Consider the following 14270-nt stretch of genomic DNA (forward strand, 5'->3'; position numbering starts at 1 on the left):
ATTATAAAAGAGAGGTGAAAATTTGAAGAATTTTAAATAAAAATGGCTTTAGACAATAAAACTAAGGTATATAAAATATCTTAATCTTACTTCTTCAATATATTAGATGAAAAAACAAATGTTAGCACTGATTATTTCTGTTATAGCTTTCATAATATCTATTATTTCATTAATAATTGTTTTTAAAAGGGTGATTTGAATGGAGTTGTCATAATAATGCAAAAATGATAACAAAAATTGGGACGAGAAAAATAAGGATTAAAAAATATACATTATTAGACGTTCTACAGTTAAAAAATTCATTTGTAAATTTGCAATTGATGAATATATATTAAAAATAATTAAGGAGAGAGAAGCTAATGATTAATAAAAGTGATAACTTCTTAGTTTATCCAGTTATTCTGCATCCAGAATTAGAAGGCGGATATTCGGTTGAAGTTCCAGATATTAACGGTGGATCATGGACTCAAGGTGAAACAGTAGAGGAAAGTTTATACATGGCTCGTGATTTAATTGGCATTAACTTAATTGATTGTATCGAATATCCTAAATTTACACCAATTAAAGATATTAAAGTAGCCAAAAATGATATTATAACGGTCGTAGATATTGATATAAATAAATATCGCAGATCTACTGCTAAGACTGTTAGAAAAAATGTGTCTTTACCTGAATATCTAGTAGAGATAGGGAAAAAACAGGGTATTAATTTCTCTGATGTACTAACTAAAGCACTGGAAGAAAAGCTTTTGTAAAAATTAGTTAGATAGATAAATGCAATGAAAAATTATATATACAAAAAAGCACTCACCTTGAGTGCTTTTACTATTTTCTAAATTTAGCTACGATTATTATCGACAACATACATTGAATAAGTGTAAATGCTAAATGAATATAGAAATGATAATTGTAAAAATACGATGATATAAATTCCGATAACAAGCCTGTTGCAAAAAGCATTATTAATAAGTATATAAATAGTTTTGAACCTTTCATATTAAATTAACTCCTTGATTTTTTGATAAAATTATTTTATTGATTTGTAAGACATTACTTATTTAATCTGATTGTATGATACTTAATATAAAAAAACAATTTTTATAAGTCCAAACCTTTTAACTGCAATTGAAGTCCTTTACTTTTTGTTATCAATCAATTATATTATTATAAATAATTTAGGAGAAAAAATTGATGGGAAATAAAAAAAGAGAAAACAATGATGGTTTAGCTATTGGAATCGGCATAGGTATTACATTTGGTCCTGCAATGGGGTTGCTTTTCAAAGACCCGGCTACTGGAGTTTCTCTGGGACTGCCATTAGGTGTAGTATTAGGTTTATGTTTAAATCGAAACAAAAAAGACTAGTAACTCAAATGAGTGACTGGTCCTTTTTCTTATGTTTCAGCATATAATAATTTTTCAGATATGTTGATATGAATGCGTACCTATTCGTTTACGTTATGCTTTAATGAGTTTATTTCTGCTAATATTTTTTGATTATCTTTATCTATTTTATCAAGCCGTTTGTTAATGCTATCATATTCTCTTTCATCATCTTCATTTTCAAAGTATGAGGTTATAGCGCTAGTTAGCATTCCAATAATCCCTATACCTGTAAACATTAATATAATGGCTGCAAATTTCCCCCAAGGTGTTTGAGGCGATATATCTCCATATCCTACGGTAGTGGTAGTAGTTATTGACCACCAGATTGCTTCACCAAAATTGACGTTTTCCGCTAACGAATAAAACATAGATGCTACTACTATTAAAATTATGCTTGCCAATAACGTCCAAATCAATCCATTTGTATTCAAAAACTTTTTAACATTCTTTTGGAACTTGCCCAGGACACCTATAAATCTGAAGATTCTTAAAAGTTTAAATAATCTAAACAATCTTGATATTCTAACTATTCGGAATAAAGAGAATATACTGTCAAATGGGATTATAGTATATTAAATATGTTTCTTTGGAAAAAGTTTCAATGGATGATACAATTCACACATACGTAAATTATATGACTTGTGATGATTTTACAAAATAATTATAGTTAGAAGGGAACCAATGAATTTTATATTAAAAATAATTGTTGTCTACATAAACTTAATAACTTCCTATTATCTTTTCTTTTCGTTGGCTAATTTTATGCCCACGAATAATATTCAACATAGAATTGTAAACTCGCTATTTTTAATACTTTTATTCATGTTATTACAGTGCTTTTGCATATTTTTAAAGAACGATAATCTAATTTTATTTACAGTAAAGGAAATAGTTAATTTTATTACTTTGATAAGTGTACTTTACCTGCTGGTATTTAATACGGAGTTGTTTTTTTCTTTTATGCATATAGGTGCGATAAGTATTATTTCTTTTGGGTATAATTTATTGAAAAAATATAAAATATTGGGTTAAATATTTATTTGATGATGACACGCATATTTAATAATTTATGATTTGCAATCGTATTTTATCTTTTAAAATTAATCCATTTTCTAAAATTTCATTTGGATATAAGCACTTTTTATTAAAGAAATCACGTTCAACTGTAGTACATCTAAATCCCATTTTTTGATATAAATAAAGTTGTTCAAAACTTGTAGAACCAGTGCATATTTCTAGAAATTTGCATTTATTCTGAAATTCATCAATTACAAACTTTAACAATTTTGTTCCATAGTGCTTATTACGAAAATGTTCATCTATAGATAAATTCATTATTTCCATCGTTAATGGATTTGTCTTCATTACCACGATAATACCAATGTCTTGATTGTTAATCTTTAAAGAATAAGCATCGTAATTTTTTAAATATGTTGAGATACTCTTAAGCTAAGGGTCTGCTTCTAACATTAATTTGTGATGCTTTAATTTATAGCCGGTTATTCTTGAAATTTTTGAGTTCATATTTTTGTCCTTATTGTGTATATTTTTTATTTATTCTGATGATTTCCAAATAAATAAATTTATTTGGAAAAATATTATAGATAAATGTTTACTAACATTTGAAAAATCTAAAAAACCTAAACCACTCAAAGTGGCTTAGGCTTTTTTACATAATTAAAATCTTTTTACAACTTTATGCTCTGGACCAAACGATTTACTAAATTCATGGCTATGTCTCTTGAAATGATTACCTTCCATTGAACCCAAAACAGCATGAATATGTACATATTTTCCTTTAGGAGTTAGTGTGAATTTATCTCTTCCCCTTGCCCCAGGAGATGAATAAAGAAAAGTTTTTTGATTTGTTCTTTTCGTGACAGTAATCCCTAATTTATATCTGTCAGCTCCTTTATATGAAATTTCATTACTGTAGCCAGCCTTATCTAATAAATGAACAATTTCTTTATTAGATAAATAGTTATTGTTGGCAGATGCCGAGCCAGTTTGAACAAATACAAAAAAGCATGCAGTAAACATTGAAACAACTACTAATTTTATAATACTGAGTTTGTGAAACATATTACACCTCCAAATATTTTAGTGTTTATTATATATTATTTTTACACGCAATTCTAATGAGGTTTTATTTTCCAAAAATATCTATAATTAATAATTTTACATTTACTTATTTAATTATTAGGTTTATTATATTAAACGTTCGAACTTATATAATATTTTGGAGGAGAATGAACTCATGGGAAAAATTAAAAAAATATTTTCTGCAGTCCTTTTATCGTTAAGTGTCGTTACAGTTTTTAGCTTATTTACATCTACTTCAGCTAATGCCAGTTCTAAGAAACCGTTAAGTTTCGACTTTAGTCTGACTAAAAATTGTAATAAAAGATATGCTAGTGCTTTTAAACAAGCTATGAAGAATGTAAATAGTGAAAACAAATTAGTTGATTTTAATTTAGTTAGTTCTAAAAAGTCAAAAAGTAAAGTGGGTACATACCGTGCTAAAGATAATAAATGGGGATTAACTCCACCTTCTAAATTATTACTTAATAGAAAATATTGTGACAAATTAAGTAAAAAATATTTAGTATCATTTGCTATGCGTTTGCTGGTGGGTCAATTCATACAAGAAAATGATAAAGCATACAGTATTTTTACAAGTGAAAAACCTTTAGTTCACTTAACTCATTATGATGTTGATCAAATTAATAGTTATACTGGTATGGCAGTATTTTAAAATATTATTAATATAGAAAAGAGTCCTTTTAGGACTCTTTTTTATTACATGTATTTATTAATTAGTAGGAGGTTTTTTAAATTAGAACAAAAATAATAAATGCATTAATCATTATGATAAATGTATTTTATATGTTTACTTGTATTTTTCCTATATTTATTATGCTAGACGAAAATTTTTATTATACTCATAGTAAGCTGATCAGTATTGCTACAATCAATAGCTCAGCTAGTCTAATAGCTTTTTCCATAATACTAATGGTTGTTTTTAAAAACATGAAAGTAAAGACTATTTTTGCGATTGCAACGATACTATTTTTGATACTTACGTTATCCTTGAATAATGATCCAAGCATGACGACTATATATTCTTTTCCAATGTATTCGTATGGACTTTACATAATTATGTTTGGTATAAATAAAGTGTTTTATTAAGTTTTTGCATTAATGAAATGATATAAATGACTAAAAAAGCTGTACATATTAAACAATAATTATGCTTAATATATACAGCTTTTTATCAACTTTTTTAGAATGCTAAAATCATTTTATATTAAATTAGTATTTAATTCTAGCTGAGTAATTATGTCCATTGATTTGGTTTACATTAACCCAATAATTTAAAGTCATGTTTTTGAAATTGCTCAATGGCAAACGTTTATTAGAAACAAAGGTTACATTACCATCTTGTTCAGCACTAATGCCGATATTATTGTAAGCACTATTACGTTTCCATTCGAAACGTAACTTGTTCCCCTTAGAATCTAGTAGATAGTTTTCATGCGATGTGTCGAAGAAATAAATATTTTGATTAAAATCAGATTGAGCATTATTACGCATAAGTAGTTTAAGATTTACAGCAGTTTTAATACCATATTTTCCACTCATTTTATAATAAGTAATTCCCTTTAAAAAGATTTCATGATTGGATAAGTTGCTAGTATCTGATTTATCAGCAATTTCTCGATTATATGATTTATATTTTTTATAGTTATATGCTATCGAAAAATTGTTTCCCTGACCGTTTTGCAATGTTACCTTTGATGCCTTCTTAGCATGTATTGGACTTACTGAGCCACTATATGTAAAAAACATAATTATAGCAATAATACCTAAAGCTAGTTTCTTATAGTTTATTTTTGACATATTGTTCCCTCCTTAATATTTAATGTTAAATTAAAAGTTATATTAACACAATCATTTTTTTATAAACTATGATTGTTATAATAAATATAATTTGTTTAAAAAGGGGGGGAAGCATAATGAAAAATCATAAAATAGTTTTAACTTTGCTGACGTGTTTATTAGCGATGATGCTAATTAATATCAATGCTAATGCTTCGGGTTATGAATATCGAAAATTAGCCAATAAATCCGCAGTTACTACTAAATCAGTAAAAGTTTTTCGTGGAACGGCTGTTAACTGTGAAGCTAATAATAAGTTTAAATACATTGGTCACATCAAAATTGGTTCGCATATCAAGGTATCACAATATTTTATGTCTACTGGTGGTTGGATAGTTAAGAGTTCAAAGTATAGAGCATCCGGTTCGCATTTCTATATTGTCAATACTGATAAAGCCCATTGGTTTAAATAGTAAAAAAAGAACTGCATTTAATGCAGTTCCTTTTTTACTTACTTTATAAATAATAATGATTTAATTTATCTATATATTTTTTACTAGTTCGATGCATTAACGCCACTTTTTGGTTATCACCCTTATTTCTAATCGAAATATATTCTTTACCATTTTTATGAATTAATTTTACAAAGGCAGTCATACTTGCAATGGTTAAATTTTGTCGACTGATAACTTCAAAATAATTCTTCTTAATAGTTTTATATTTAGCTCTGGAAACTTGAGTAACTGCTTGGTCTGACATACAAACTTTGCGGCCGTTAATGATACCAATACCATGTTCTTCGCCAGTAATTCTACTTTTGGTAATAGTTACTGAGTAGTATGCTTTATTTTTATGATCCTTAGACCAGTTATTAGTAATCCAACAACCTCTAATTACTTTTGGGGTACCATCGGTACATTTACTAGCAGCATTAGCATTTTGATTGAATAAACAAAACAATCCTAAAATGACGGCCACTGATAATATATATTTTTTTATCATAAGTGCTCCTTTATATTATTGGTATTACCAACCAAATGATTTTTGTAGTTTTCTTACTTTAATACCATTTTGATACATTAACCCTTTTTTATCACCAATTCTAAAATATGCTTTTTTATTCATTTTTTGAGTTTTGATGATGCTGTTGCCCTTAAGACTAATCTTAATATCAGCGACTTTATCAACTGAAGTTTTAGTTCGTAATAAGTATTTATTACCTATTTTTTGATATTGTACTTTGTAAAATAGTGGATGGTTTCCACCGTTATGGAACATACTGTCTATCGTACATTTATTATCTGTAAATTCGATAAAATGGAATGTTTTATTACATTTTTGTGGATTCTTGCTAGAGTAATAAGTTTTATTTCTCAATACGTTTGGTACGCCATGATGCCAACTACTATTGGCACTAACAACACTACCACCAATAAAAATCATGGTAATTGCCATAAAAATAACAACTAAGCTTTGTTTAATTTTTTTCATTATAAGAACTCCTCCTTGTTAATTGTTTTAACATAAAATAATAATCACCACAACATAATTTTTGTTTTATGATTATAAGTAAATCCATATCGTAATTTTCTAATTTACATAAAAGTGTTATTATATGTGCATAACTTTAAGGAGTGATTTTTTGAAGAAACATATTATTTATGGAGCCTTAATTAGTTCATTGTTTTCAGTTTCATTGTTACCTTTGAACGCACAAGCTCATACGCATAAACATTTAACTAAGCATGTCACAATTACTAAACGTCATCATGCCAAGCATAAAAAACAACATGTAGTGATACATACCAAAAATCAACACAATAGTTTGCCTGCTGGATCAATGAGATATAATGATAATTCTAGTTTTGGTTATGGTTCAAAACCTATAGCAACTGAAAATGCATCGGATACTATTAATATTCCAACTGGATTTCCATTTTACTTTCAAGATGGCAAAATAGTTATGCAGAATAATTTTAACAATGCATTTACTCAAATGAGTTATAAAATCAATAAGTTCAGTCCTAATACTAATGATTTAAAAGAAAAAGTTAATCTAAACAACGTTACTAAAGCTCAACAATATGAAATGTCTAAATATGCAGCTGATTTAATTAATTCGGTAAGGCATAAATTATCCAACAACGTTAGTTATACAGCTGATTTGAGTGTTGATGACCAAGCCATGAACATGGCTAATGATATTATACAAAAATACAATGCAGACAAATGGAGCATTATGTCTAAAAACGGTCATGATGTCAAAGCCATTAATGAAGTTGCCAAGAACTACGGGCTATTATATTCAGATAACTACAGTACCGTTGATGATCAACAATATTATGAAGATGCAGCCACTTCTGAATTAACTACTAACACAACAATGGCTAACATTAAGCAAAATATTTACGAAGCTATTTGTGCTATGTTATTTGATGATGCTGATTCTAATTGGGGACATGCTGAAAATCTTCTTTCTAGTGACGAATTAAACGAGCAATTTGAACATTTTAGTGTTGCAATTGATGACTTAAAGCAAATTCATTTCGAAACTATTCCATACTCTTATACACAGGGGTATCAAAATAGTTATGATGACTACGATTAATTAAAAATAAATAAATAATTATATAAATTAGGTGTATACTTATTAAGTAATTACATATGATTTTATAGGAGGACTTTTAATGAGAATCAAAAAAAGCTTAACCATTGTTTCTTGTGGATTAATGTTAGGAATGGGATTTAGCCAAGTATTGCCATCCTTAAATGAGAGCGTAATTGCTAAAGCCGCTGTAAATAAGAAAATAAGTGCTAAACAATTTTATAATGATATTAACGCCGGCATGATTGCTGTTGAAAAATCCAACAGTGTTGCCTATGGAATATCTGATATAAATTATATGAAAACTAGCGGATTAAATGCTTACAGGGGATATACATCATTCTCAGAATTTTTACAAGATTATGAAATTTATAATGGTGGTTCACATAGTTACGATGCCGTTAAATACTTGTATCATCATTTTTATAGTAGATTTGATAGTAGCACTCAAAAAGTGTTGAAAAATGATTACAATAATTCTAATGTTCAAGATTTTGAATCATTATCAAAAGATTTGGCTGCTGCTATTGTAGATTGGAGTAATAAGTATGCTGGTATTGCTCCAGCCAAAAGTCACGTTCATGCATCTAAACAATCTTTAAATCATGCTCGTTCAGTATATATGAATGCAAAGAAGAAATACTCAGCTCATCATTCTCAAAGCAACAAATCAAAACTAGATAAAGCCAAGTACAATTTAAGTGTTGCTAATGCTAAATACAAAGCTTTAGTTCATTAAAAAAGAAGCAGTGATATCACTGCTTCTTTTTTTAATGTTATAATCGAGGCAATAAATTAAAGGGGAAGCGGTTATGCATTATGCAAACAGATGATTACAGAAAGACACCCAAACTAGTTATTGTTAATTATGTCTTTTTAATATTGAGTTGTATTCCAGGGATTGGGACTTTATTAAACTTGATAGGTATTATAGACTTGATTGTGCTTATTCTAAGCGCATTAATTTTGGCACGTCGAGTTGTTCAATCTAAAACGGCCACTTATTTAGCTATTATCGGTAGCGCCATTCATTTTATTATCTCAGTTACGACAGCGGTAATGTTTGCTTATATTTTTTGGAAAGATCTGAACAACAACGGATCTACAATCGATACGGTATATCCAAATAATCAACTTGTTGGATCACTGATGCTTTTGATTACGGTATGTGCTTGGTTGATTAGAGTCATTGCAGCAGTGTTATATACTAATGATATTTTTAGTAAAAATAAATCAGTATAATGTGAGGGAAATGTTTTGAACTCGTTAGGTCGAAAACTTAATAAAATTCGTTCAGAAAAAGGCATTGAAATCGCAGATGTGGCTAAGGCATTGAAGATTTCTAGTAAAAGAATTGAAAAAATTGAAAAAGGATATATTGATCCACAATTTGTAGATGTTTTGAAACTAACTAGTTATTATAAAGTTTCGTTAGGTGATTTTTATCAACATGATACTTTAGTTAAAAAAACGGATAATTTATTTTGGGTGAATTTCTTAGGGCTAATACTTATGACAATAATTCTGATTATGGATGATCCATTATATAACTGGTTAGAATTCTTTTATGCTATTGGTTGCTTTAACTATGTAATGTTTTTCTTGGAAATTAGTAAAAAATATAAGATTGATAACCCAATTCAACGTAAACTAGGTAAAGTTTTTAGTAGAATTATCATTGGTATACTTCTGATTATATTTTTAAGCTTATCTGTATTTCGTTTATATCAAGCATTTGTAATTAGACCTTATTTCACGATTATATTTTTAATTTTATTAGTTTTAATGTTATTTTTATGGAATTTTAGTTATAAAAAAATGAAAATTAAATTTTAAAAATCATAAATTAATAAAGAATAGTTATTATTTAAATATTTACTTTTCTGATACTTTTGACTTTTAATAAAAATAAATCTACATTCAATAAATATATTTATTGAATGTAGATTTATTTGTTGGGAAATTATATTTTTAATTTAGTTTTTCATCTACATTTATTGTTTTTGTAGCGTAGTTAATTAATTTTTAATGTTTTTATAATAATATAATTAACTATCAATAAAGCATGTTTTTAAATTTTTTTATAGTTTATAAATTAATATCCGTAACAGTAGTAATAATGAAGTTTTATTGTTAAAATGTAACTATGAGTATACGAGGAATATGCCCTTATTGATTATTATAAAATAACATTTTTATAATTGAGGAGGAGAATTTATGAAAAATAACGATTTTTCAGATTTGGATTTAAAAAAAGTTTCACAAGAAGAACCTGAAAAAAACCTAAACAAAAAAGGCTTTGCTTCTGCCGATGTTGTTGAATTGGGTGCAACTAGTGGTTTTTTTGGAACTAGTTCATGGCACGTTGATGAAGAAGGAACTCTTCATTTTTCAGAAGGTAATTTTAAAAACGTACAGTTAAAAACTGATAATTTAAACAATCTTAAAAACATTACACCTTGGAGTGGTAGAAACTACATAAAGAGGATTGTTTTCGATGGTCCTATTAAATTTTCTAGCATATCTGTTGGAATTTTTTCTAATTTGCCTAATTTGACTGAAATAGAAAATTTAGAATTATTAGATATATCTGATGTCGAAGATTTAAGTTACATGTTTTCTGGTGATCATAAGTTATCCAGTGTTAAAGGTACTTCTGATTGGAGTACTTCAAACGTTAAAAACTTAAGCGGAATTTTTAAAGACTGTTTTAATTTATCGAATATAGATATTTTGAATTGGGATACATCATTTGTAGAAAATATGTCTGATATGTTTAAGAATGCAAAAAAATTGGACAAAATCGATTTATCTAATTTTAACACATACAACGTAAAAAACATGTCTGGTATGTTTCATGGTACTAATTTTAGCGAAATTGATATTTCGAATTTTGATACTTCTAATGTAACTAATATGTCATATATGTTTAGTGATAATGATCAACTTATGAGCTTGGATTTATCTAATTTTAATACTTCTAGTGTATTAAATATGAAGTCAATGTTCGATGGTGATACAAAGCTTAAAAGTATTAATGTATCCAATTTTTCAACCTCTCTAGTTAGCGATATGTCTGGTATGTTTAATGAAACAAATAACTTACTTAGCTTAGATGTGTCAGGTTTTGATACATCCAGAGTAACTAACATGTCTAAGATGTTTAATAAATCTAAATCTATTTACAATGATCCAGGAGTTTCTTCATTTAATACAATGAATGTCGTAGATATGTCTGAAATGTTTAGTTTTACTAAAAACTTAGATTCAATGGACTTATCTCAATGGAACGTAAGTAATTTAAGAAATGCTTATTCTATGTTTTATGGTACTGGGCTAAGAAATTTAAATTTAAAGGGTTGGTCCGTAAAAAATTGTAATGTAGAAAATATGTTTGCAGATGCCTCTTCACTTGAGTCTCTTGATTTATCCGGGTTTAGAATAAATGGTTCAGATGCCAATATGCTAAATATGTTGAATGGTCTCAGAAGTATAAATCAAATAACTTTAGGAAGTGATTTTAAATTTATTGTCAGTTCAGAACAGAATGGTCTTCTAACGGCTGGATTTGAAAACTCTTCTAATCATTTTTGGATAGCCATTAATGGTGGAACTAGAGAAAATCCTAAGGGAGAGAGAATTTATACTGGTAAATCTCTTGCTTATGGATATGATGGCAATACAATGTCTGATACTTATATTAAATTTCCAATTAATAGGACAATTTTTAATGTTTATCCAGAAGTTACTTTGGAAAAGGGAAGCTCATGGAGTTTAGACTACGGAATTATCAATGCTTACAGAAGTGATGGTTCTTCGGTTAGTACTAGAGAAATGAATATATCAGGTTCTGTAGATACTAGCAACGTTGGTAAATATAATGTTACTTATTCTTTCTCTGATTACTCTAATGGTGCAGGTGATGATGGTAATCTTGAACAAATATTCAAAAAGACAGTAATATTCAACGTAGTTCCATCTACAAAAGAAAAACAGAATGATTCTATACAAATTTTAAACAAAGAGTCTGCTAAAGTTAAGGAAATAATAAAAGAAGATACAACATTAACTAGTATAGAAAAGCAGCAACAATATGAGTCTGTAGATATAACTTTAAATTCATATATAAGTAAAATTTATAATGTTTTTACAACTGATGAAATAAATAAACTTTGTGAACTAGGTAAAGTTACTATAAATAATCAACATGAACCTGGTGAAAGTATAAGTGATCAAAAATCAAATGCAGAAAGTTTTATAAATAGAGCAGTAAAAAGTGTTAGCTATGAAATTAATAGTGATATGACTTTAACTAATATTGAAAAACAAATGCAATTTGATCAGGTTAACAAAGTTCTAAAATCATTTAATAACCTATTAAATGAGTCAGAAACTCCAGAAGATATAAATAAAGTTGTTTCTGACTTTCAGGTTTTGATAAGAAATCAGCATAAATCAGGAAAGAGTTTTGTTGAACAACAAAAAGAAGCTAGATACGGTATAGAGCAAGCATTAAGTAATGTTAGCAAAATCATTAATGAAGATATTACTCTTACTAATGATGAAAAGAAGAAACAATGTATAAAAGTTAAAAAAATGTCGGAATCTATTTTTGAAAATATCAGTAGTTCCAAAACGCCAGAGGAAATTCATGGTATATCTGCTAACGGTCAACTTTCCATTGGTGACGGTCATACTATGGGAAAACCACTTAATGAGCAAAAATCTGATGCCATAAGTAAGTTGAATGAGTATGTACAGACTGTTAGAAATGAAATTAACGAAGATACTATGATATCTGATTTGGACAAACAAAATCAATCTAGTGTTCTTAACCGTTTAGCTAATGGATTTCATGATATTGTTGAGAAATGTAAGAATGCTGAAGATATAAGAACTTTGTTGAATAACGAAAAGAAAAATATATACGGTCAACATAGATCAGTAGTTAATAATAATTCTGTAGAATTAAATAGTGGATTGAATAACTTTATAAATAAAGACTCTCTTATTAACATGAAAGTTTTTGCTTCTAAATCTCTTAAAATGTATAATTCTACTGATTTTTCTCCAGCTAATACATTAACAAGTTTTAGTAACTATGAAATAACAGGTTACCCTCTTTTCAAAGTTAATGATGTTGCTTACGATAGCTTTGGTAATAAGCGTTATAAAGTTACTAGAATTGATTATAATGGAGACATAATGACTGGCAGTCAAGGATATGTTTCTGGTGAATCTGGCTTACTTTCTCCATTGTACTATTTGCCTACTGATTATGTGAGAAAGATTCAAGTTATAGCTAAGGATGGTATTTATAGCTACAGTAATCCTAGATTAGAAAATAAAATGTCATTTTATGCTTCAGATACAGTATTAGATGTTTTATCTATACTAGAAATTAACTCATCTTATTGTGTTCAATTGAGTAATGGTGAATACATTCCAGCAAATCGATTATTAATTAAGAAAATATAGTTTCTAAGAAGTGATTATTTGAAAATTATAAGAACTTTGTTCGTTTTTATTATTGCTTTATTGTTTTTAGATTTAAATGTTTATGCATCGATTGCTAATAAAAATCATTTGAATAGTTTTAAAAATGAAACAATGTACAGGTATGGGATAAGTATTGATAACTCTAATCTTAGAAAAAATAAATATAAACTTGTTTGGAGAAAAAAAATACCACTTACAAATTTATATTTAACTGATACTGATTCTTTTTATTCACAAGATTTTAAAACTAGATTTTATTATGGTAACAATTCTAAATATTTGTTTGGAATTCCATATAATACTAACGAAATGGAAAAAGTTTATAATAAAATTGATAAGAGATATTATGTTTTCTATAGATTAAATAAAAATATTAATATGGTATGTAGCGCATGGGTTTTAAACTATGGAACTATATTTCAAAATAGTATGTCTAATATGTACAAAAAAATGCTAAATTCAAACAATTATAAATATGATTCTAACTTGCAGAATGGAGCATATATAATAGCTAGACATTTTGTAGATGGTGATACAGGAAATGATACATTATCTGAAAATTATCAAAATGCTATTTGTACTAATGTTGGTTCCGATAACTATTCTTATAGAATAATTGATTCTAATAGTAACGCTTATTGTAATTATCAATTTAAATTATTAAATCTTCATTCATTAAATTATTTGAATTATTTTAAAAGACTAGTTCATAATCAAGCTAAGTTCTTAAATATTGCTAACAACAAGGTTGGCATTTATGCTTACCCACCATCAAGTGCGCTGTATGGAAGAATAGTTTTATTTTACATTCATAAATAAATAGATAGGATAGCTAAAGCATTATAATTTAGTTATCCTATTTTTATTTATAAATTATCGTTAATGTGTTATCTTTAATTTA

The 14270-nt window shown here is 27.4% G+C and carries 16 protein-coding genes; 10 read left to right on the forward strand and 6 right to left on the reverse strand.

Going from position 1 to position 14270, the window contains the following annotated elements:
- Positions 1-359: 359 nt before the first annotated feature.
- The gene (locus K5Q11_RS02595; protein ID WP_220751125.1) at positions 360-755 is read left to right on the forward strand and encodes a type II toxin-antitoxin system HicB family antitoxin; all 396 of its coding nucleotides are present in this window, start codon (positions 360-362) and stop codon (positions 753-755) included.
- A 436-nt stretch (positions 756-1191) separates the two neighbouring features.
- Positions 1192-1365, forward strand: a complete 174-nt coding sequence (locus K5Q11_RS02600; RefSeq protein WP_220728507.1) for a glycine zipper domain-containing protein — start codon at positions 1192-1194, stop codon at positions 1363-1365.
- A gap of 80 nt (positions 1366-1445) precedes the next feature.
- Here K5Q11_RS02600 and K5Q11_RS02605 read toward each other — a convergent pair whose 3' ends face one another.
- From K5Q11_RS02605 to K5Q11_RS02615, 3 genes are all read right to left on the reverse strand, one after another.
- Positions 1446-1952: an ion channel gene (locus tag K5Q11_RS02605; protein ID WP_308442857.1), complete on the reverse strand. Its 507-nt coding sequence runs from the start codon at positions 1950-1952 to the stop codon at positions 1446-1448.
- Positions 1953-2445: 493 nt separating this feature from the next.
- Entirely contained in the window at positions 2446-2826 is a 381-nt protein-coding gene (locus K5Q11_RS02610) for a GNAT family N-acetyltransferase (RefSeq protein ID WP_220751162.1), read from the reverse strand.
- A gap of 237 nt (positions 2827-3063) precedes the next feature.
- Positions 3064-3468, reverse strand: coding sequence for a hypothetical protein (locus K5Q11_RS02615; RefSeq protein WP_220751126.1), 405 nt, complete (start codon positions 3466-3468; stop codon positions 3064-3066).
- 175 nt (positions 3469-3643) lie between these two features.
- On the opposite strand from K5Q11_RS02615, the gene K5Q11_RS02620 reads away from it, so the two are divergent.
- Positions 3644-4141: a hypothetical protein gene (locus tag K5Q11_RS02620; RefSeq protein WP_220751127.1), complete on the forward strand. Its 498-nt coding sequence runs from the start codon at positions 3644-3646 to the stop codon at positions 4139-4141.
- Between the two features lie 557 nt (positions 4142-4698).
- On the opposite strand, the gene K5Q11_RS02625 is transcribed toward K5Q11_RS02620, so the two are convergent.
- Positions 4699-5286 carry a hypothetical protein gene (locus tag K5Q11_RS02625; protein WP_220728513.1) on the reverse strand — a complete coding sequence of 196 codons (588 nt, stop codon included), beginning with the start codon at positions 5284-5286 and terminating at the stop codon, positions 4699-4701.
- A gap of 116 nt (positions 5287-5402) precedes the next feature.
- Here K5Q11_RS02625 and K5Q11_RS02630 point away from each other — a divergent pair, with 116 nt between their 5' ends.
- On the forward strand, positions 5403-5738 hold the full coding sequence (locus K5Q11_RS02630) for a hypothetical protein (protein ID WP_220751128.1): 336 nt from the start codon (positions 5403-5405) through the stop codon (positions 5736-5738).
- Between the two features lie 43 nt (positions 5739-5781).
- Here K5Q11_RS02630 and K5Q11_RS02635 read toward each other — a convergent pair whose 3' ends face one another.
- Both K5Q11_RS02635 and K5Q11_RS02640 read right to left on the reverse strand, forming a co-directional pair.
- Positions 5782-6267 carry a hypothetical protein gene (locus tag K5Q11_RS02635; protein WP_220751129.1) on the reverse strand — a complete coding sequence of 162 codons (486 nt, stop codon included), beginning with the start codon at positions 6265-6267 and terminating at the stop codon, positions 5782-5784.
- Between the two features lie 24 nt (positions 6268-6291).
- A complete protein-coding gene (locus K5Q11_RS02640) occupies positions 6292-6756 on the reverse strand; it encodes a hypothetical protein (protein WP_220751130.1) in 465 nt (154 codons plus the stop codon).
- A 151-nt stretch (positions 6757-6907) separates the two neighbouring features.
- On the opposite strand from K5Q11_RS02640, the gene K5Q11_RS02645 reads away from it, so the two are divergent.
- The 6 genes from K5Q11_RS02645 (at position 6908) to K5Q11_RS02670 (ending at position 14188) form a co-directional block, all read left to right on the forward strand.
- Positions 6908-7873 (forward strand): SEC10/PgrA surface exclusion domain-containing protein, encoded by a 966-nt coding sequence (locus K5Q11_RS02645; RefSeq protein ID WP_220728516.1) that lies wholly within the window; start codon positions 6908-6910, stop codon positions 7871-7873.
- Between the two features lie 79 nt (positions 7874-7952).
- Positions 7953-8609 carry a hypothetical protein gene (locus tag K5Q11_RS02650; RefSeq protein ID WP_220728517.1) on the forward strand — a complete coding sequence of 219 codons (657 nt, stop codon included), beginning with the start codon at positions 7953-7955 and terminating at the stop codon, positions 8607-8609.
- A 197-nt stretch (positions 8610-8806) separates the two neighbouring features.
- Positions 8807-9112: a hypothetical protein gene (locus K5Q11_RS02655; RefSeq protein WP_220751131.1), complete on the forward strand. Its 306-nt coding sequence runs from the start codon at positions 8807-8809 to the stop codon at positions 9110-9112.
- Positions 9113-9127: 15 nt separating this feature from the next.
- Entirely contained in the window at positions 9128-9706 is a 579-nt protein-coding gene (locus tag K5Q11_RS02660; RefSeq protein ID WP_220751132.1) for a helix-turn-helix domain-containing protein, read from the forward strand.
- A gap of 381 nt (positions 9707-10087) precedes the next feature.
- Positions 10088-13348 (forward strand): BspA family leucine-rich repeat surface protein, encoded by a 3261-nt coding sequence (locus tag K5Q11_RS02665; RefSeq protein ID WP_220751133.1) that lies wholly within the window; start codon positions 10088-10090, stop codon positions 13346-13348.
- An 18-nt stretch (positions 13349-13366) separates the two neighbouring features.
- A complete protein-coding gene (locus K5Q11_RS02670) occupies positions 13367-14188 on the forward strand; it encodes a hypothetical protein (RefSeq protein ID WP_220751134.1) in 822 nt (273 codons plus the stop codon).
- Positions 14189-14270 lie beyond the last annotated feature (82 nt).

The sequence above is a fragment of the Apilactobacillus xinyiensis genome, assembly GCF_019656235.1.
In the GTDB taxonomy this organism is placed as follows: Bacteria; Bacillota; Bacilli; order Lactobacillales; family Lactobacillaceae; genus Apilactobacillus; species Apilactobacillus xinyiensis.

Excerpts from the sequence above, each read along its gene's own strand:
- K5Q11_RS02595 (WP_220751125.1), top strand. The coding sequence starts at position 360 with ATGATTAATAAAAGTGATAACTTCTTAGTTTATCCAGTTATTCTGCAT.
- K5Q11_RS02600 (WP_220728507.1), top strand. The coding sequence starts at position 1,192 with ATGGGAAATAAAAAAAGAGAAAACAATGATGGTTTAGCTATTGGAATC.
- K5Q11_RS02615 (WP_220751126.1), bottom strand. The coding sequence starts at position 3,468 with ATGTTTCACAAACTCAGTATTATAAAATTAGTAGTTGTTTCAATGTTT.
- K5Q11_RS02620 (WP_220751127.1), top strand. The coding sequence starts at position 3,644 with ATGGGAAAAATTAAAAAAATATTTTCTGCAGTCCTTTTATCGTTAAGT.
- K5Q11_RS02625 (WP_220728513.1), bottom strand. The coding sequence starts at position 5,286 with ATGTCAAAAATAAACTATAAGAAACTAGCTTTAGGTATTATTGCTATA.
- K5Q11_RS02630 (WP_220751128.1), top strand. The coding sequence starts at position 5,403 with ATGAAAAATCATAAAATAGTTTTAACTTTGCTGACGTGTTTATTAGCG.
- K5Q11_RS02635 (WP_220751129.1), bottom strand. The coding sequence starts at position 6,267 with ATGATAAAAAAATATATATTATCAGTGGCCGTCATTTTAGGATTGTTT.
- K5Q11_RS02640 (WP_220751130.1), bottom strand. The coding sequence starts at position 6,756 with ATGAAAAAAATTAAACAAAGCTTAGTTGTTATTTTTATGGCAATTACC.
- K5Q11_RS02650 (WP_220728517.1), top strand. The coding sequence starts at position 7,953 with ATGAGAATCAAAAAAAGCTTAACCATTGTTTCTTGTGGATTAATGTTA.
- K5Q11_RS02665 (WP_220751133.1), top strand. The coding sequence starts at position 10,088 with ATGAAAAATAACGATTTTTCAGATTTGGATTTAAAAAAAGTTTCACAA.